Genomic DNA, 17,768 nt, shown 5'->3' on the forward strand with positions numbered 1-17,768 from the left:
GAGCCCGCGCGGCGCCGGTCGCCGCGCGGGTCGTCCCTCACGCGGGCGCCGTCCGCCCGCCCGTCTCAAAGGCTCGAACCGCCCTTGTTCTCACGGTTGACGCCCCTTTTGCGCGGGCTCCTCGGCCTCATGGCCGTGCTGACGCCGCTCGTGTGCGGCGAGGCGGCCGCGCAAGGCGCGGGCGCGGCGGAGGTACCGCTCGACCGGGCCGCCATCGCCGCCGGCCTCTGCACCGACGCGGGCGACACGCTGGACCGCGCCGCCGACGCGCTCGGCGATGCGAGCGACGACGACCTCGCCTTCCTGCGCCGGATCACCGATGCCCTCATGGGCCGCAACCTCGTCTGCGGCGAGACGGTCGCGATCAAGTCCGGCGGCGGCACGGTCGACGCGCTCACCGGCGCGCCGGCCGACGCCAGCGGCAAGACACCGGTGCTCAATCTCCGCAACCGCGCCAGCGCCGAGAACCTCGGGGCGGCGCTGACGCTCCTGACCCCCTCCAGCGCGTCGGACCGGGATCGTGCGCTGCGCGTCCTCGCGCGCCGGCCGCAGGGCGTCTCCGCCGCTGCGCTCGCGAGGGCGGCCGAGGCCGCCCTCGACGATGCGAGCCGCGCCGCCATCGAGGAACTCGCCGTCGTCGCCTCGCTCGCGTCCGAGGACGTCTCCGAGCGCATCGCCGCCGTCGAGGCGCTCGCGCGGACGCCCAACCGCCGCAACCTCGGCCGCCTCGAGGCGCTGAAGGGCGAGCCGGCCTACGAGGGCGACACGGCCTTCCGCGACGCCGTCGACGCCGCGATCGGCGAGGCCTCCACCTGGGTGCGGATCGCCGACGCCCTGTCGGTGCTCTTCAGCGGGCTGTCCTACGCATCGATCCTCTTCATCGCCGCGGTGGGGCTCGCCATCGTCTTCGGGCTGATGGGCGTCATCAACCTCGCCCACGGCGAGTTCATCATGATCGGCGCCTACGTCACCTTCATGGTCCAGGAGGTGCTGCGGGCGCTCGCTCCGGCGCTGGTGGACTGGTACCTCATCCTCGCGATCCCGTTCACCTTCCTGGTGACGGCGGCCATCGGCGTCGCCATCGAGCTCCTCGTCGTGCGCCACCTCTACCGGCGGCCGCTGATGACGCTGCTCGCCACCTGGGCGGTCAGCCTGTTCCTCGTGAACATCGTGCGCGTCACCTTCGGCACCCAGAACCTCGCCTTCGCGACGCCGTCCTACATCTCCGGCGGCTTCACCCTGATCGGCGACTTCATCGTCACGCAGAACCGCCTCTTCGCGATCGTCTTCGCGCTGGTCGTGCTCGCTGCCACCTGGCTGATCCTCAAGAAGACGCCGTTCGGCCTCAACGTGCGCGCCGTGACGCAGAACCGCGAGATGGCGAGCGCCATCGGCATCGCGACCCGGCGGGTGGACATGCTGGCGTTCGGGCTCGGCTCGGGCCTTGCCGGTCTCGCAGGTCTGGCGCTGGCGCCGATCTACAACGTCAACCCGCTGATGGGGACCAACTTCATCATCGAGAGCTTCATGGTCGTGGTGCTCGGCGGCGTCGGCAGCCTCGCCGGCACGCTGATCGCCGCGCTCGGCATCGGTCAGATCAACGTGCTGATCGAGCCGATCTGGGGGGCCGTCGCCGCCAAGGTGATCGTGCTGCTCCTCATCATCGCCTTCATCCAGCGCCGGCCCGAGGGGCTGTTCGCCGCGCCGGGACGCCGCAAATGACCCCACGCGATCCCCTCGCCGCGCTGTTCGCGGCCCCGGCCGGCGCCTCGCGCGGCGGCTCACCCGCCGTCATCGGGGCGGTGGCCCTGGCGCTCGTCGCGGTCGTCGTGCTGGGCGGGCCGCTGGCCGGGTCGGAGGCGGGCCTTTCGCCCTACATGGTCAACCTCGTCGGCCAGCTCGCGGCCTTCGCGCTGCTCGCCGTCTCGCTCGATCTCATCTGGGGCTTCGCCGGCATCCTCAGCCTCGGCCACGGGCTCTACTTCGCCATCGGCGGCTACGTCATCGCCATGCACCTTCTCAAGCACGGCTACGAGACGACCGGCACGGTGCCCGACTTCATGCAGTTCATGGGGTGGAGCGAATTCCCGGTCTACTGGTTCGGCCTCGAGCTCTTCCCCTACGCGCTGGTCGTCGCGGTCGCCGCCGCCGGGCTGGTCGCGTTCGTCTTCGGCTACGTGTCGTTCCGGTCCCGGGTCGGCGGCGTCTACTTCGCCATCATCACGCAGGCGCTCGTCTACGTCGCGATGCTCTTGATGTTCCGCAACGACACGGGCTTCGGCGGCAACAACGGAATGACCGGTTTCTCCGTCATCTTCGGTTACCCGATCAACACGCCGGGCGCGGCCATGGCGATGTCGGCGGCCTCGCTCGCGGTGCTGCTCGCGGCGCTGCTCGGCACGCGCGCGCTTGTGCGCTCGCAGTTCGGCCGGCTGGTGCTCGCCGCGCGCGACGACGAGGTGCGCCTCAAGACGCTCGGCTACGACACGCTGAGGATCAAGCTCGCCCTCTGGTGCCTGTCGGCGGTCCTGGCGGCGCTGGCGGGGATGCTCTACGTGCCGCAGGTCGGCATCATCAACCCGCGCGTCCTGTCGCCGGAGCTATCGATCGAGATCGCCGTCTGGGTCGCGGTCGGCGGCCGGGGCCATCTGACCGGAGCCGTCATCGGCGCCGTCCTGGTGAACGCCCTGAAGTTCTGGCTCTCGACCAACGCGCCGGAATTGTGGCCCTTCATCCTCTCCGGCCTCGTCATCGTGGTGGTGCTCGTCCTGCCGAACGGGCTGACGGACCTGTCGGCCGCCGTCCGTGGCGCCATGGGACGCACCGGACGCCGCGCGGCCGCGCGGGAGGCGACGCCGTGACGGACGCGATCATCGTCGACGACCTCACGGTCCGCTTCGGCAGCCTCACCGCCATCAACGGACTGTCGCTGGCGATCCGCTACGGCGAGATCCACGCCCTGATCGGCCCCAACGGTGCCGGCAAGTCGACGCTGCTCGACGTCATCTGCGGCGTGACGCGGCCGACGTCGGGCGGGGTCCGGCTGGACCATGAGGTCGAGCTGGGACGCACGAGGGAGGCGGGCATCGCCGCCCTCGGCCTCTTCCGCAAGTTCCAGAAACCGAGTGTCTTCGACGCGCTCACCGTGTTCGAGAACGCCACGCTCGGCAGCGGCCACGGCCGCTGGCGCCGCCCCAGCGAGGCGGAGGCGGAGCGGGCGATGGCGACCCTGACGCGGGTCGGCCTCGCCGGCCGGGCCGGCGTGCTGGCCGGCGAGCTCGCGCACGGCGAAAAGCAGTGGCTCGAGATCGCCATGGTGGTCGCGGCGGCGCCGAAGGTCCTGATGCTGGACGAGCCGGTCGCCGGCCTCAGCGACGAGGAGCGCGACCGCACCGCGAGCCTGGTGCGCGAGCTCTCGGCGCCCGACTGCGCCATCGTCGTCGTCGAGCACGACATGGATTTCGTCGCCAAGATCGCCGACCGTGTCACGGTCCTGCATGAGGGGAGCGCGCTGTTCGAGGGGTCCATGGACAAGGTCCGGGCCGACCAGCGCGTCATTGACGTCTACCTCGGCCGCTGACGATGATGGGGCGGTGACATGAAGATCGAGATCGAACACCTCGACCAGCACTACGGCTCGGCGCAGATCCTGCGGGACGTCTCGCTGACGGTCGACAGCGGCGAGTGCGTCGCCCTGCTCGGCCGCAACGGAGCGGGCAAGACGACCCTCATCAAGTGCCTCGTCGGCACGCTGAGCCCCACCTCCGGCCGCATCCTGGCGGACGGGCAGGATATCACCGCGATGCGCCCGCACCTGCGCTCGCGGATGGGCTTCGCGACGGTGCCGCAGGGGCGGGAGGTCTTCCGCGAGCTGACGGTCAGGGAGAACATCCTCGCCGCCGCCAGAGCCCACGGCCACGCGAGCGACGGCACCATCGAAGAGACCGTGGAGCGCTTTCCCGTCCTGCCGCAGATGTGGTCGCGCAGCGCCGGCCAGCTCTCCGGCGGTCAGCAGCAGCAGCTCGCCTTCGCGCGAGCCCTGGTGACGCGGCCGTCGGTCCTGCTCCTCGACGAGCCGACCGAAGGCATCCAGCCGTCCATCGTGGCCGCGATCGGCGACCTCATCGCGTCCCTCAAGGGCGCGATGACGGTGATCCTGGTGGAGCAGTACGTCGACTTCGCGCTCGGCCTCGCCGAGAGTGCCGTCACCATGGACCGCGGCCGTGTCAGCGCGAAGATCCCCAAGGCGGAGTTCGACCGCACGGTGCTCAGAACATCCGTGTCGGTCTAGCACCCGGCCCCGCGCGGCCGCGATAAGCATGAGAGAGGAAGACGCGATGGCAAGCCACGAGATCCCCGGAACCCACGAAACCATGGTCTGGGGCTATTTCGACGCCACGACCCCGCCGGTCGCGACCGTCGAGTCCGGGGACGAGGTGACGCTCTATTCCTTCCCGGCGGGCGGCGCCGAGGCGCTTCCGGCCGATCGCTCGATCGTCCCCCCGGCCTACCTGGAGGCGATCGAGAGCCTGACGCAGGGCGCCGGGCCGCACTTCGTCACCGGCCCCGTCTTCGTCAAGGGCGCCGTGCCCGGCGACGTGCTCCAGGTCGACATCCTGGAGACGGACGTGACGATGGACTGGGGCTTCATGGCGATCCTGCCGCTGCTCGGCACCGCCCCGGAGGCGTTCACCGAGTACGAGACGATCCACCCGAAGATCGACCGCGAACGGCGCGTCATGGTGATGCCCTGGGGTGCGGAGATCCCGCTCGACCCGTTCTGCGGCATCATCGGCGTCGCGCCGCCGCCGGAGTGGGGCCGCTGCGGCTCCCCCGTGCCGCGCGCCTTCGGCGGCAACATGGACAACAAGGAGCTGAAGCCCGGCACGACGCTCTACCTCCCGGTCTTCAACGAGGGGGCGCTGTTCTTCGCCGGCGACGGCCACGGCGTGCAGGGTGACGGCGAGGTGTGCATCACCGCGCTGGAGACGGGCGTGAAGGCCACCTTCCGCCTCACCGTGCGCAAGGACCTCTCCTACGCCAAGCCGTTCGCCGAGAACGAGACCCACCTCATCGCCATCGGCCTCAACGAGGACCTCGACGACGCCGCCAAGGAGGCGGTGCTGGAGATGGTGGACCGGATCTGCGAGCGCACCAACCTCTCCCGCAACCAGGCCTACATGCTGTGCTCGGTCGCGGCGGACGTGCGTGTCACCCAGCTCGTCGACGGCAACAAGGGCATCCACGTGATGCTGCCGAAGTCGGTGCTGTGACCCGTCCCTGACGGTCGGACCCGGGAGGGCAGGGGCGGGGTCGACGGTCACCCCGCCGCCGGTCTGTGGAGAAGTTGGGCCTGCGGCTGACCGCAGGCCCGGGGGAGGGCAGGTCGCTACGACCGCGGCCAGGCGACGCCCTGATAGCCGCGCGGGATCTGGCCGATCCCCTTGTTCACGAACTTCTGGATGCGCTTACCTTCCCAGGTCTCGGTGGTGTAGATGTTCCCCTCCGAGTCCACGGCGATGCTGTGCACCCCGTAGAACTGCCCCGGCTGGCGCCCGCCGCCGCCGAAGGAGCTGATCTCCTCCAGCGACTCCCGCTCAAGGATGCGCACGACGCGGTTCATCCCGTCGGCCATGTAGATGAAGCGCTGCTCCGGATCCGGAGAGAACGTCAGGTCCCAGGTCGACCCTGCGCCGAGCGTCTCGGGCGCGAAGAACGCTTCCTTCACGAACGTGCCGTCCGGCTGGAAGATCTGGACCCGGTCATTGGCGCGGTCGCACACGTAGACGAGACCGTCGACCGCCCGCTCCACGCAGTGCACGGGATTGCGGAATTGCTGCGCGGGCTCCGCGTTCGGGTCGTAGGGGCCGAGGTCGGTATCGTCGGGCTTGTTGCCGTAGGCGCCCCAGAACCGCTTCATCTCGCCGGTGTCGGCGTCGATGACGGCGACGCGCTTGTTGCCGTAGCCGTCGGCGAGGTACGCCTCGTTCGTCTCCGGATCGACCCAGATCTTGGCGACGCGGCCGAAGTTCTCGGTGTCGTTGCTGCCGGCGTTGGTGCCGGAGCCGCCGACCTGCATCAGGAACTTGCCGTCCTTGGTGAACTTGAGGACCATCGCGTCCTTGGCGCCGTTGCCGCCGATCCAGACGTTGCCCTTGTAGTCGACGTGGATGCCGTGGTTGGACGCCGGCCAGTCGTAGCCTTCGCCGGGACCGCCCCAGGAGTCGAGCAGGTTGCCCTCCTTGTCGAACACCAGGACCGGCGGCGCGCCGACGCAGCAGCCGGAGGTGACCGCGGGCTCCAGCTCGGCCGTCTTCTCGTTGTCGTCGAGGGTGGATGAGCCGCGGTGGATCATCCAGATGTGGTCCTGATCGTCCACCCACACGCCGATCGACATGCCGAGCAGCCAGTTGTTGGGCAGCGGCTTGGGCCAGAGCGGATCGACCTCGAAGACGGGGCCCTCGACGGTGGCGTTCTGGGCTTCCGCCTGGCCCTGCAGCGCAGCCTGGCCGAACCAGAGGGCGGCACCGATCGCCACCAGACCCAGGCCGTAGGTATGGCTTCGGAATCGCGTCAAGTTCATCATGAACTCCCTGTGTCGGGTTGACTTTTCTTCTTCTGGCGCCCCGCGAAATCTTCGGCGCGAGCGTGTCAACCTGAGGTCAGGGTATCAGCCCTCGACACGATTTGTCATGCAATAATGTACGCATTAATGTGTAAGAAAAAGCATGCGGTGGATCGGCGGCCCTGAAACCGGCGCGTCCGCCCGAGGGAAGGGCGATGATGAGGGTGATCCGCAGCGCGCGGTCCGGGTGGGCTGCGCCCATGACCGGGCGACGTCCCCGAGCGATTCCCGGCGGTTCGGGGAGCGGCCGGCGCGGGCTCGTCCCGGCACTCGCCATGGTCCTGGCGGCGCTCCTCGCCCTCGCCGGGTCGATGCAGGGGGCGAGCGCCCATGACGTTCCGGCCGACATCCGCATCAACGGGTTCGTGCGGCCTGCGGGCGACCGCCTGCAGCTCCTGCTGCGCGTTCCGATGCTGGCGCTGCTGGAGGTCGACTTCCCCAAGCACGGCGCCGGGTACCTGACGATCTCCGAAGCGGACCAGTCGCTGCGCAACGCGGTCAAGCTCTGGCTGACCGACAAGATCGAGGTCTGGGAGGACCGGCGGCTGCTGCCCAAGCCGGAGGTCGTCAGCCCGAGGGTGTCGCTGCCTTCGGACCGGTCCTTCGCGTCGTTCGAGACCGCGCTCGCCCACCTCGGCGACCCGCCGCTCGCCGACGACCTCGACCTCTACTGGAACCAGCAGATGCTGGACGTGCTGCTGGAATACCCGATCACGTCGGAGACGGCGCGCTTCACGATCGAGCTCGGGGTCCAGCAGTTCGCGCTGCGCGTCAACACCTCGCTGCGTTTCCTGCCGCCCGGCGGGGGCGTGCGTCCCTTCGAGTTCGTGGGCAATCCCGGGCCGCTCCATCTCGATCCGAGCTGGGCGCAGGCGGCGTGGCGCTTCTTCGTGGACGGATTCCACCACATCCTCGGCGGCATCGACCACCTGCTCTTCCTCCTCTGCCTGGTGGTGCCGTTCCTGAGGCTGCGCCCGCTCCTCGTGCTGGTGACGTCGTTCACGCTCGCCCACTCCGTCTCGCTGACGGCGGCCGCCTTCGGGTTCGTGCCCGACGCGCTCTGGTTCGCGCCGCTGATCGAGACGCTGATCGCCGCCACGATCGTCTACATGGCGCTCGAGAACATCGTCATCGCCGCGCAGCGGCGGGCACAGGAGACCCAGCTCAGGCGGCGCTGGATCGTCACCTTCTGCTTCGGCCTCATCCACGGGTTCGGGTTCTCCTTCCTGCTGCGGGAGCAGTTCCAGTTCGCGGGCGAGCACCTCATCACCTCGCTGGCGATGTTCAATCTCGGCGTCGAGGCCGGCCAGATCACCGTGCTTCTCGTCCTGGTGCCGGTTCTGAGGATGGCGTTCCGCTACATCGTGCCGGAGCGGCTCGGCGTCATCGTCGTCTCCGCGCTCGTCGTCCACACCGCGTGGCACTGGATGATCGAGCGCGGCGACGACCTGATGCAGTTCCGCTTCCCCGAGCTTAGCGCGCTCTTCCTCGCCGGCGTCCTGCGGGCGCTTCTCGCGATGCTGGTGATCGGCGTCGCGCTCGCCCTCGCCGACCGCTGGCTCGCCCGCCGCCGCATCCTTCGTCCGTCCCCGGCCATGGCCGAGCAGCAGCCCCGGTCCGATGCGGGTCCGGCGGAAGGGGCGATGTCATAGCCCGACGGGCGGCGCGCCGGCCGCAGGCCCGCCGGGAGCGGCCTGGCGGGCGAGGCAGGACACGAAGTCGGCGAGGCAGGCGGGACGGGAGCGGTTGTTCTTCCACACCGCGTAGACATCGCCCTTGATCGGCGCGCCGTCGTTGTGGAGGGCGATCGTGCGGGCGGCGTCCCGCACCGGGCGGGCGGAGGTGGAGACGACCGCGATGCCGTGCCCGTCGTCGGCGAGGCAGGCGAGCGTCTCGGCACTGTCGCTCTCCAGCAGGATGTTCGGCCGCAGTCCGGAGCTCGCGCACGTGAGGTCGAAGAGCTGCCGCGTCAGGAACCCCCGCCGCAGCAGCATCAGGTGCTCGTCCGCGATGTCCGCGATGGTCGCCGCCGAGGCGCCCTCCAGCCGGTGCCCGGGGGGAACGACGAGCCGCAGTGCCGCTTCGAAGAGCTTGGTCCCCGCGAGCCCGCGCGCGTTGCTGAACGCGGCGACGGCGACATGGACGACGCCCGTGTCCACCATCTCGAGGAGGCTGTCGTTGTCGCCTTCGCTCAGGATCACGTCGACGAGGGGATAGCTCTCGCGGAAGCGCACCATCGTCGGCGACACCAGCCGCGCGATCGTCTGCGACGTTGCGCCGACGCGCAGCAGCCCGACGCTGCCGCTCTGCAGCTTCTGGGACCGGTCGACGAGGTGCTGCGCCTGGTCGATCAGCGCGACGGCCCCCCGCAGGAGATCCTCCCCCTCCGCCGTAAGGACGAGGCGGTTGCCGACCCGCTCGAACAGCGTGAGCCCGAGGCGCTTCTCCAGCGCCTGCATCTGCCGCGACAACGCCGGCTGGCTGAGATGCACCACCTCCGCCGCCCGCGAGATGTTGAGGCGTTCGGCGACGGCGACAAAGTTCTGGATCTGCCTGAAATCGAGCACTGCATTCCCCTTTCGCCGATGTCAGCGGCGATCGAGGCGGCCGGAAACGATGAACCTCTCGACCTTCGCGGATCATGCGGAAAATGCATGGTCGATGCCAGGAGGAATGCATTGGACGAAGGCTGCGTTTCTCCATACCGCACAACTCGCTCGAAGACGTATCCAGCGGGAGGGATGTCCGGACGTGCGCATCAACATCAATGCCGACATCGGCGAAAGCTTCGGCCACTATCGGATCGGCAACGACAGCGTGATCATGGCCGGGATCGGATCGGCCAACATCGCCTGCGGCATGCACGCCGGCGATCCTACGATCATGACCGAGACCGTCCGGCTGGCGATCGAGAACGGCGTGTCGATCGGCGCGCATCCGGGCTTCAACGACCTGTGGGGCTTCGGCCGGCGGCAGATCCGCATGCGGGCGATCGACCTGCAGCACCTCGTCACCTACCAGATCGGCGCGCTGATGGCGCTGGCCGGGGCACAGGGCGCCCGGGTGACGCACGTCAAGCCGCACGGCGCTCTCAACAATATGGCCCACTCGCAGGACGATGTGGCGCTGGCCGTCGCACGCGGCATCAAGGCGGCGGATCCGGACCTCATCTTCGTCGCAAACGCCAACTCGGCGATGACGCGCGCGGGGGAGAGCGTCGGCCTGAAGGTCGCCAACGAGGCCTATATCGACCGCCGCTACGACGACACCGGCTACATGCTCTCGCGCGAGCGGGACGACGCGGTGATCCACGATCCGGAGGAAGCCGCCGAACAGGTTGTCCGTTTCCTCGAGGAGGGGGCCATCATCTCGACCACCGGCAAACGGGTCGAGGCCGAGATCCACTCCTTCTGCCTCCACGGTGACGAGCCGACCGCGGGAGTGGTGCTCGACGCCGTGCGCAAGCGCCTCGCGGCGGCGTCCATCGAGGTCGTCACCCTGCCCGAACTCCTCGGCTGACCCGCCGCGCCCCGCACATCCCGGCGGGGCGCGCCCTTCTTCCGTCCCGACCATGTGCCCGGCGCATGATGGAACGATGCATGAATGCATTGGACAGAGGGAAGGGGGGCTGATTGGCTAAACCGTTACTAAACTTACGGAGGACGACCGAGAATGCGCTTGCGCTTCTTCCTGGCACTTGCCGCTGCAACCTCAGTCGCGTTCACGGGTCTTTCGGCTCAGGACCGCGCGTGGGCCGACTTCCCCGAGAAATCGGTGACCATCAACGTCGGCTTCGGCGCCGGCGGCGGCGTCGACACGATCACGCGGGCCATTGCCCCGGTGCTGTCCGAAGCGCTGGGTGAGACGGTCATCGTCGTCAACCAGCCCGGCGCCGGCGGCGCCGTCGCGACGACGCGGCTGAAGGCCACTCCGGGCGACGGCTACACCCTCGTCGCCACCACCTCGACGACGCTGACCTTCGATCCGCACACCGGCGCGGTCGCCTTCGATGTCGGCGAGTTCGACTATATCGCCGCGTTCGGCACCTTCCCCGAGGCGCTGATCGCGCTGCCGTCCCGCGGCTGGGCCGACCTCAGCGCCATGCTGGAGGAGGCCAAGGCCAACGGCACCGCGCTGACCTACGCCTCGAACACCGCGATCGACAAGATGGTGACCGCGGCCCTCTCCAAGGCGAGCGGCGTGACGATCAACCCGGTCCCGGTCGAGAGCGGCGCGGAGTCGGTGTCGCAGACCCTTGGCGGGCATGTCGACTTCGCCTACAGCTCCGGCACGTACTACCCGCAGGCGGTCTCCGGCGACCTTATGATCCTCGCCGGCCTCGGCGACGATCCCGTCCCCGGCTTCGAGGAGCGGCCGACCCTGCGCGGTCTCGGCTACGACATCTCGAGCGTCAACATGATCCTCTACCTCGCCCCGAAGGGTCTGCCGGCGGACGCGAAGGCGAAGCTCGTCGAGGCGTTCGACGCGGCGGCGAAGAGCGACGCGCTGCTGAGCGTCCTCGACAAGCGCAACATGGGCAGCTTCACCGTCACGGGTGACGCGCTGACGGCGCTGATCGAGAAGCAGTACAAGCAGTTCGGCACGCTGGCGGAGGGGCAGAACTGAGCCCCAAGCCGATCATGCGGGCCGCTCCCGTCATCGAGTTCGCGATCGTGGGCGGCCTGTGCGCGGTCGCCTACTTCGTCCTGATCCCGGCGCAGATCTCCGCGCAGGGCGCCGTCGGCCTCCGGGCCGACGTCGTCCCGCGCGTCGCCGTGGTCGCGATCGCGCTGTTCGCGCTCCTCCACATGGTGGCGCGGCTCACCGTCGCCGCCCCGCCGTCAACCGCGCCGGACCCGGGCGGGAACGCGGGCGAGGCGGCGCCGCCGTTGCGCTACGTGGCGCTGCTGCTGACGGCCATCGCGGCCGGCTATGCCGGGATCATCTGGCTCGGTCTCGTCGCCGGCGGTGCCGTCACCGTCCTCCTCATCACGCTGGCGCTCGGCGAGCGGCGGCCGCTTCGCCTGGCGCTGCACGCCCTCGGCGGTGCCGCTGTCGCGGGCCTCATCCCCCTTCTCGGACTTTGACTGTCGACATGTCCCTTCCCCGGACGGCGCCTGGGCGCCGAACCCATCGCCGGACCCACGCATCGTGAGCATGATCATCGACGGTTTCGGCGCGGCTCTCGCGCCGTCCTCGCTCGTCTCCATCGTGCTGGGGGTGCTGTTCGGCTACCTCGTCGGCGTCATTCCGGGGCTCAGCCGTCCGGCGGCGCTCTCCATCGCCGTGCCGCTGACCTATACGATGAGCCCGATCTCGGCGATCGCCTTCCTCATCGGCATCGCCAAGGCGAGTGCCGCCGGCGGCGCGACCGGGGCGATCCTCCTCAACACCCCGGGCGAGCCGAGCTCGGCGGCCACGTGCTTCGAGGGCTACCCGCTCGCCAAGGCCGGGCAGGCGACGAAGGCGCTCAAGGTCGCGCTCTACTCGTCCGTGTTCGGCGATATCTGCGCGACCATCGTGCTCATCGCGCTGGCCCGCCCGCTCGCCGCCTTCGCGCTTCAGATGGGGCCGGTGGAGATGACCGCCGTCATGCTCTTCGCGCTGACCTTCATCGCCGGCCTCTCCGGAACGGCGCTGTCGCGCGGGCTCATCTCGGGCACGCTCGGCCTGCTGCTGGCGACCGTCGGCCTCGATCCCGAAACGGCGACGCCGCGCCTCACCTTCGGCATCGTCGACCTGTTCGACGGGGTCCCGCTGCTGGCGGTCACCGTCGGCATGCTCGCCTTCACCGAGATGCTGGTCCAGGCCGAGCAGTACCTCGTGAAGGTGCGGCGCGGCACCCACGTCGAGCCGGCGCCGCACCGGCACGACCAGAGCCTCTCCCTGGCCGAGATCAAGCGCATCGCGCCGACCGCGGTGCAGTCGACCGGTGTCGGCATCGCGGCCGGGATCATCCCCGGGCTCGGCCCGACGATCGGCGCCTTCCTCGCCTACTCGATCGCGCGGCGGACCGGCCGGCCGGGCGACAAGTGGGGCGAGGGCGAGATCAAGGGCGTCGCGGCCACCGAGGCGGCGGACAACGCCGTGCTCCCCGCGAGCTTCATTCCGCTCTTCGCGATCGGGCTCCCCGGCAGCGTCTCCGCGGCGATCCTCGTCGCCGCCTTCATGCTGCACGGCGTCGCCCCGGGCCCGCTCATCTTCGAGCAGCATCCGGACCTGATGTACGGGATCTACGCGGCGATGCTGGTGGCGAGCGTCGCGATGCTGCTGATCGGCCGCGTCGGACTCCACCTGTTCGCGCGCATCGGCGACGTGCCGCTGACGACGATCGTGCCGTTCGTCGTCCTCTTCTGCTTCCTCGGCTCCTACCTCGAGACGCACACGCTCTTTTCCATCACCGTGATGCTGGCGCTCGGCCTGCTCGGGTACGTGATGCAGCGCTTCGGCTACTCGGTCGTCACCTTCCTGATCGGCTTCGTGGTCGGGCCGCTGTTCGAGATCTCGCTGCGCCAGAGCCTCGTCATCGCCAAGACGCACGGCCTCAGTCCGGCGGACCATCCGATCGCGATCATCTTCGTCGTCCTGACGATCGGTGCCGCCGTCGTCTTCGCGCGGGAGAGCCTCTCGAACCGCCCGGGCCGCGTCAGCGAGGGCGAGTAGGCGCCGTGCAGCGGGCCGGGTCGTTCGCTCCCGGCCGCCGCACCACGTCGGGGCTTTCGGAGGAGTGTCTGCCGCATGGCACCGGCCTCTCCGGAGGCGGGGGCCATGCGGGACAGTCGCGGCGTCAGGCGCGGGGCGTCACGCGGACCGGCAGCGTGGTCGGGACCATGCCGATCGTGACCTTCGCCCGCTCGATGGGGCCCGTCACCTCGATCGTGCCGATCCGTTCGGCGAGCACCGTGAAGGCCTCGATCATCTCCATCCGCGCGAGCGGCGCGCCGATGCAGGCATGGCTGCCGAAGCCGAACGTCATGTGCGCGTTGCGGCCGCGATGGATGTCGAAGGAGTCCGGGTTCTCGAACGCCCTGGGGTCACGGTTGACCGCCATCGCCAGAACCGTGGCGACCTCGCCCGCTTCCGCCGGCATCCCGGCGAACTCCGTCGGCGCGACGGCCTGGCGCGACATGTGGTGCGTGATCGAGGCGTAACGCAGGCCCTCCTCCACAGCCCCGGGCGCGAGGGCCGGGTCGGCGGACAGCTTCGCCCACTCGGACGGGTTCTCCAGCAGCGCCATCATCGTGTTGGCGAGCTGACGGCGGGTGGTGTCCATCCCGGCGCGGGTCAGCTCCATCGCGATGCCGACGACCTCGAGCTCGCGGTGGCCCTCCATGGCCCGGATGAGCTCGGAGAAGATGTCGTCCTTGAGGTCCTCGCGCCGCTCGCGCAGAAGCCCGAGCAGATAGGCCTCCAGCGACCGCCAGGCCGCCTCGATCTCCGACAGCTTCTCGCGCGGGAGGAAGATGTCCGTCCATCGCGCGCTGGAGTCGACCCAGGCCGACACCATGTCGATGTCCTTCATCGGCAGGCCGAGGATCGGCGCGAGGACGTGCGCCGGGAACGGGTGGAAAAGCTCCTTCACGAGGTCGCCTTCGCCCCGCTCCATGATCGGATCGAGCAGCTCCTCGAAGCGTTCGCGGATGCGCGGGCGCAGCGTCTCGAGGACGTGGCCGCGGAACACGCGGGTCAGGATCTTGCGCAGCGCCAGATGCTCGGGCCCGTGGCGGGTGAGCAGCGGCTCCTTCGTGCGCTCGCTGAGGTAGGGCGAGACCTCCTCGGGGATGTGGTAGACGGCGATCGGCAGGTCCCGCCGCAGGATGTCGCGCGCCTCCTCGCGGCGCAGGACGGCAAGGCCCTTGTCGCTCGAAGCGTAGGGACACTTGCTGGCGAGATCGGTGAGAAACGCGATCGGGTTCTCACTCGTCTGCTCGTCCTCCCAGCGCAGGACCGGCATGTCGTCCGTCGTGGCGTCATCAGTCATTGGCTTGACCCCTTCGTGGTCGAGATCGTCATGGCATCAGGGCGCCATTCGTCTGGCTGCAGACGCGCTGGCGGAGGTGGACATGTCCCGGTCTGCACGGCGGCCGCCCGCGGACGGCGCCGGCGCGCCGGACATCAGTCGGGGCAGCCGGCCTTGATCCAGCTGCGGAAGAGGGCGACGTGCTCCTCGGGCCAGCTTCGGTCGCACGGCATGTCGCCGGACTTCAGGCGGGCGTAGATGGAGCGGCTGTGCGTGCGCACGTCCTCGATCTCCCAGAGGTCGAAGATGAAGAGCATCTGGTCCCGGTCGAACCGCAGGAACAGCGGCTTGATGTCGGTCTCGAAGCTCGGCGGCGATGTTTCGGCATCCATGGATCAGGTTCGTTGCGTTGGATCGGCGGAGCGGATCCGCGCCGGCCGGTGCCGGCGCGGTCGCGGCACTCAGCCCGCGTAGTTGCGGGCCTGGTCGGCGATGGCCTCGCGGTCGAAGTCGTTGATCGCCTCCAGGAACGAAGGGTCCCAGATCTGGGACACGTCGAAGCCGGCGTCGAGGTGGCCGGTCTGGGCGAGCTCGGCGATCACGCGCTCCCACTGGGCATCGCCCGCCGAGCCGTAGTTGGTTGCATCGCCCAGCGCGAAGCCGTCGAAGCGCGACAGGAAGATGCGCTTGGCCTGCGCGATCTCCTCCGGTGTGCCGCCGCCCTGGGGCCGGGTCTGCGGGTAGACTTCCCAGTGCAGGCGGATGGCCGCGTCCGGGTTCGCCTGGCCGAACACGACGGCCTTGGCGATGCCGCGGCAGAGCTTGATGTAGCTCTCCGGATCGCTGTCGATCCGCTCCTGGTTGCCGGTCACGAAGTTGCCGAGCAGCATGTTGTAGTAGCTCGGGTAGTGGTAATCGAACTCGAGGCCGAGGTTCTCCAGCGCCGCGACGGCCGTGTCCCAGGACACCCAGGCCTTGATGTCGCCCCGGCGAAGGGCGAGCGCCGCCGGCGCGCCGGTGCCGGTCGCGACCAGCTCGATGTCGTTCTCGATGTCGATCCCAGCCTCGGCGAAGGTGCCGCTGGCGAGCGGGTTGGTGTGGATCACCGGGGTGCCGACGGTGGCCCCGCGCAGCGTCGCGAGGTCGGTGATCCCGGCGCTCTTGAGCGTGACGATGCGGCTGATCGGCTGGCGCGAATGCTGGTAGCCGGTCTTGACGGGCATGCCGTTGGCGCGCGCGAACAGCATCTCCTCTGCGGTGATGGTGACGAACTCCATCCGCCCGCCGCTGACCATCTGCATGCCGGTCGTGGAGCCCGCGACGCCGAAGACGTCGACGTTGAGGCCTTCCTGCTCCCAGAAGCCGAGCGCCTGAGGCAGCGACGAGTGGGCCGCGTGCCCGGTGGAGATGTCCGTTGTCGTCGGACCGAAGCGGATGACGGAGCCGCTCTGGCCGAAGGCAGGTCCACCGAAGCTGGCGAGCGCCGCTGCGCCCATCCCGCCTGCGACGAAGGTACGACGAGAAATGGTCATGATGTTCGGAGCCTAGTGTTTCCAGGTGAGGAGGCGGCGGGACGCGAAGTCGATGGCGTAGAAGAACGCCAGTCCGAGCAGCGCCACGACGATGAGGGCGGCGAAGGCTTCGTCGAGCCGGATGCGCGAGTTGGCCTCGAGGACGAGGTGGCCGAGACCGGCGCTCGCCCCGATGAACTCGCCGACGATGGCGCCGGTGAAGGCGAAGACCGAGGCGAGCGAGAAGCCGGCGAAGATGTGCGGCAGCGCCGAGGGGAACCTGATGTAGCGCAGCACCTGCCAGCGGCTGGCACCCATGGAGCGCGCGGTCTCGATGAGGCCCGGCGGCGTCGCATGGAGCCCGGTGATCGTCGTCACGAGCACCGGAAAGAGGCAGATCATCGTCGCGACGGCGATCTTGGAGGAGACGCCGAAGCCGAACCAGATGATGAAGAGCGGGGCGAGGGCGATCTTCGGCGTCGCCTGGATCGCCACGAGCCACGGATAGACCGCCCGCTCCATGAGCCTCACCTCGGCGATGAGGACCGCGAGGACGAGACCGAGGACGCACGCGATGGCGAACCCGCTGAGCGCCTCGAAGGTCGTGACCCCGGCATGATAGACGAGGTGACCGTTGGCGAGCCCCTCGAACAGCGCCACCAGCACGGCCGACGGCTGCGGGATCAGGAAACGCGGCACGACGCCGATCCGCGTGCCGATCTCCAGCAGCAGAAGCGCGGCGAACACCACGCCCGCGGCGGTGAGCAGGCCCCGCGGCACGCGGAGCCAGCGGAACGGGCGGGCGGGCGCCTCAGCGGCGGCGACGTTGCTCACCGTGCCCCCGCCGCGGTCCGGGGCGCGGGAAGCGGGGCGGCGCCGCGTTGCGCGGGAACGGCGGGATCAAACATAGTCGAGCACCTTCCGGATGGCGGCGGTGTAGGAGCCGAACTCCGGGGTCGACACGATGTCGATGGAGCGCGGGCGCTCCAGTTCGATGTCGATGGACTGCGTGACGCGGCCCGGCCGTGGCGACATGACGAGCACACGGTCCGAGAGGAACACCGCCTCGGTGATGGAGTGGGTGATGAGCAGGACGGTCTTGCCAGTCGCCGCCGCGATGCGGCTCAGCTCGAGGTTCATGACGTCGCGCGTCATGGCGTCGAGCGCGCCGAACGGTTCGTCGAGCAGGAGGATCTTGGGCTCCTGGATCAGCGCGCGGGCGATCGACACGCGCTGGCGCATCCCGCCGGAAAGCTCGGCGGGCAGCTTGGTCTCGAAGCCGGACAGCCCCACCATGTCGATGAGGTCGGCCGCCATCTTGCGATACTTCGCCTTGTTCAGGCGCCGGATCTCGATGGGCAGCATCACGTTGTCGAGGACGTTGCGCCAGGGCAGGAGGTTGGCGTCCTGGAAGACGACAGCGACCTCGCGGCTCGGCCCGGTGATCGGCGTCCCCTCGACCTCGACCCGGCCGGCATAGTCCGGGATCAGGCCGGCGAGGATGCGCAGCATCGTCGTCTTGCCGCATCCCGAGGGGCCGACGATGGAGACGAAACCGCCCTCGTCGACTTCCATCGACACCTGGTCGAGGGCGAGAACCGTTTCGCCGGCCTTGGTGTGATAGGTCTTCGACAGCGACTCGGTGATGATCATGGCGGCATGCTCGATTGGG

General features: G+C 69.4%; 17 protein-coding genes. 10 read left to right on the forward strand and 7 right to left on the reverse strand.

What is annotated here, in order from left to right:
• Positions 1-84 precede the first annotated feature (84 nt).
• From urtB to DLJ53_RS31375, 5 genes are read left to right on the forward strand one after another with little or no spacing between them, the layout of a single operon-like run.
• On the forward strand, positions 85-1,722 hold the full coding sequence (gene urtB / locus DLJ53_RS31355) for an urea ABC transporter permease subunit UrtB (protein WP_202913456.1): 1,638 nt from the start codon (positions 85-87) through the stop codon (positions 1,720-1,722).
• Positions 1,719-2,861 carry an urea ABC transporter permease subunit UrtC gene (gene urtC / locus DLJ53_RS31360; RefSeq protein WP_111352275.1) on the forward strand — a complete coding sequence of 381 codons (1,143 nt, stop codon included), beginning with the start codon at positions 1,719-1,721 and terminating at the stop codon, positions 2,859-2,861. The genes urtB and urtC overlap by 4 nt, the downstream gene beginning before the upstream one ends.
• Positions 2,858-3,580 carry an ABC transporter ATP-binding protein gene (locus DLJ53_RS31365; protein ID WP_111352276.1) on the forward strand — a complete coding sequence of 241 codons (723 nt, stop codon included), beginning with the start codon at positions 2,858-2,860 and terminating at the stop codon, positions 3,578-3,580. Before urtC ends, DLJ53_RS31365 begins: the two co-directional genes overlap by 4 nt.
• An 18-nt stretch (positions 3,581-3,598) precedes the next feature.
• Positions 3,599-4,291, forward strand: coding sequence for an ATP-binding cassette domain-containing protein (locus tag DLJ53_RS31370; protein WP_111352277.1), 693 nt, complete (start codon positions 3,599-3,601; stop codon positions 4,289-4,291).
• Between the two features lie 46 nt (positions 4,292-4,337).
• Positions 4,338-5,273 carry an acetamidase/formamidase family protein gene (locus tag DLJ53_RS31375; RefSeq protein WP_111352278.1) on the forward strand — a complete coding sequence of 312 codons (936 nt, stop codon included), beginning with the start codon at positions 4,338-4,340 and terminating at the stop codon, positions 5,271-5,273.
• A gap of 116 nt (positions 5,274-5,389) precedes the next feature.
• Here the strand turns inward: DLJ53_RS31375 and DLJ53_RS31380 are convergent, their stop codons facing one another.
• Complete coding sequence (locus DLJ53_RS31380; protein ID WP_202913457.1) at positions 5,390-6,583, reverse strand: NHL repeat-containing protein; 1,194 nt, start codon at positions 6,581-6,583, stop codon at positions 5,390-5,392.
• Positions 6,584-6,825: 242 nt separating this feature from the next.
• Between DLJ53_RS31380 and DLJ53_RS31385 the strand changes: the two genes are divergently transcribed.
• Positions 6,826-8,277, forward strand: a complete 1,452-nt coding sequence (locus tag DLJ53_RS31385) for a HupE/UreJ family protein (RefSeq protein WP_162409742.1) — start codon at positions 6,826-6,828, stop codon at positions 8,275-8,277.
• Here the strand turns inward: DLJ53_RS31385 and DLJ53_RS31390 are convergent.
• Positions 8,272-9,192: a LysR family transcriptional regulator gene (locus DLJ53_RS31390; protein ID WP_111352280.1), complete on the reverse strand. Its 921-nt coding sequence runs from the start codon at positions 9,190-9,192 to the stop codon at positions 8,272-8,274. The two genes, DLJ53_RS31385 and DLJ53_RS31390, sit on opposite strands and share 6 nt — an antisense overlap.
• A gap of 184 nt (positions 9,193-9,376) precedes the next feature.
• On the opposite strand from DLJ53_RS31390, the gene DLJ53_RS31395 reads away from it, so the two are divergent.
• The 4 genes from DLJ53_RS31395 (at position 9,377) to DLJ53_RS31410 (ending at position 13,288) form a co-directional block, all read left to right on the forward strand.
• A complete protein-coding gene (locus tag DLJ53_RS31395) occupies positions 9,377-10,144 on the forward strand; it encodes a LamB/YcsF family protein (protein ID WP_111352281.1) in 768 nt (255 codons plus the stop codon).
• Between the two features lie 255 nt (positions 10,145-10,399).
• Positions 10,400-11,251: a tripartite tricarboxylate transporter substrate binding protein gene (locus tag DLJ53_RS31400; protein ID WP_162409744.1), complete on the forward strand. Its 852-nt coding sequence runs from the start codon at positions 10,400-10,402 to the stop codon at positions 11,249-11,251.
• A 14-nt stretch (positions 11,252-11,265) separates the two neighbouring features.
• Positions 11,266-11,712, forward strand: a complete 447-nt coding sequence (locus tag DLJ53_RS31405; protein WP_111352283.1) for a hypothetical protein — start codon at positions 11,266-11,268, stop codon at positions 11,710-11,712.
• Positions 11,713-11,782: 70 nt separating this feature from the next.
• Entirely contained in the window at positions 11,783-13,288 is a 1,506-nt protein-coding gene (locus DLJ53_RS31410; protein WP_244935209.1) for a tripartite tricarboxylate transporter permease, read from the forward strand.
• 124 nt (positions 13,289-13,412) lie between these two features.
• Here DLJ53_RS31410 and DLJ53_RS31415 read toward each other — a convergent pair whose 3' ends face one another.
• The 5 genes from DLJ53_RS31415 to DLJ53_RS31435 all read right to left on the reverse strand — a co-directional run bounded on the left by DLJ53_RS31415 (position 13,413) and on the right by DLJ53_RS31435 (position 17,749).
• The gene (locus DLJ53_RS31415; protein ID WP_111352285.1) at positions 13,413-14,606 is read right to left on the reverse strand and encodes a cytochrome P450; all 1,194 of its coding nucleotides are present in this window, start codon (positions 14,604-14,606) and stop codon (positions 13,413-13,415) included.
• Positions 14,607-14,740: 134 nt separating this feature from the next.
• Complete coding sequence (locus tag DLJ53_RS31420) at positions 14,741-14,977, reverse strand: hypothetical protein (protein WP_111352286.1); 237 nt, start codon at positions 14,975-14,977, stop codon at positions 14,741-14,743.
• Between the two features lie 69 nt (positions 14,978-15,046).
• The gene (locus tag DLJ53_RS31425; protein ID WP_111352287.1) at positions 15,047-16,117 is read right to left on the reverse strand and encodes an ABC transporter substrate-binding protein; all 1,071 of its coding nucleotides are present in this window, start codon (positions 16,115-16,117) and stop codon (positions 15,047-15,049) included.
• 12 nt (positions 16,118-16,129) lie between these two features.
• Positions 16,130-16,930 carry an ABC transporter permease gene (locus tag DLJ53_RS31430; RefSeq protein WP_111352288.1) on the reverse strand — a complete coding sequence of 267 codons (801 nt, stop codon included), beginning with the start codon at positions 16,928-16,930 and terminating at the stop codon, positions 16,130-16,132.
• A gap of 66 nt (positions 16,931-16,996) precedes the next feature.
• Positions 16,997-17,749: an ABC transporter ATP-binding protein gene (locus tag DLJ53_RS31435; RefSeq protein ID WP_111352289.1), complete on the reverse strand. Its 753-nt coding sequence runs from the start codon at positions 17,747-17,749 to the stop codon at positions 16,997-16,999.
• Positions 17,750-17,768 lie beyond the last annotated feature (19 nt).

Origin of the sequence: Acuticoccus sediminis (assembly GCF_003258595.1) — a bacterium.
GTDB lineage: Bacteria > Pseudomonadota > Alphaproteobacteria > Rhizobiales > Amorphaceae > Acuticoccus > Acuticoccus sediminis.

Coding starts and splice junctions, on each gene's coding strand:
- urtC (WP_111352275.1), top strand. CDS start 1,719: ATGACCCCACGCGATCCCCTCGCCGCGCTGTTCGCGGCCCCGGCCGGC.
- DLJ53_RS31370 (WP_111352277.1), top strand. CDS start 3,599: ATGAAGATCGAGATCGAACACCTCGACCAGCACTACGGCTCGGCGCAG.
- DLJ53_RS31375 (WP_111352278.1), top strand. CDS start 4,338: ATGGCAAGCCACGAGATCCCCGGAACCCACGAAACCATGGTCTGGGGC.
- DLJ53_RS31380 (WP_202913457.1), bottom strand. CDS start 6,583: ATGAACTTGACGCGATTCCGAAGCCATACCTACGGCCTGGGTCTGGTG.
- DLJ53_RS31385 (WP_162409742.1), top strand. CDS start 6,826: ATGACCGGGCGACGTCCCCGAGCGATTCCCGGCGGTTCGGGGAGCGGC.
- DLJ53_RS31405 (WP_111352283.1), top strand. CDS start 11,266: ATGCGGGCCGCTCCCGTCATCGAGTTCGCGATCGTGGGCGGCCTGTGC.
- DLJ53_RS31410 (WP_244935209.1), top strand. CDS start 11,783: ATGATCATCGACGGTTTCGGCGCGGCTCTCGCGCCGTCCTCGCTCGTC.
- DLJ53_RS31415 (WP_111352285.1), bottom strand. CDS start 14,606: ATGACTGATGACGCCACGACGGACGACATGCCGGTCCTGCGCTGGGAG.
- DLJ53_RS31420 (WP_111352286.1), bottom strand. CDS start 14,977: ATGGATGCCGAAACATCGCCGCCGAGCTTCGAGACCGACATCAAGCCG.
- DLJ53_RS31425 (WP_111352287.1), bottom strand. CDS start 16,117: ATGACCATTTCTCGTCGTACCTTCGTCGCAGGCGGGATGGGCGCAGCG.
- DLJ53_RS31435 (WP_111352289.1), bottom strand. CDS start 17,749: ATGATCATCACCGAGTCGCTGTCGAAGACCTATCACACCAAGGCCGGC.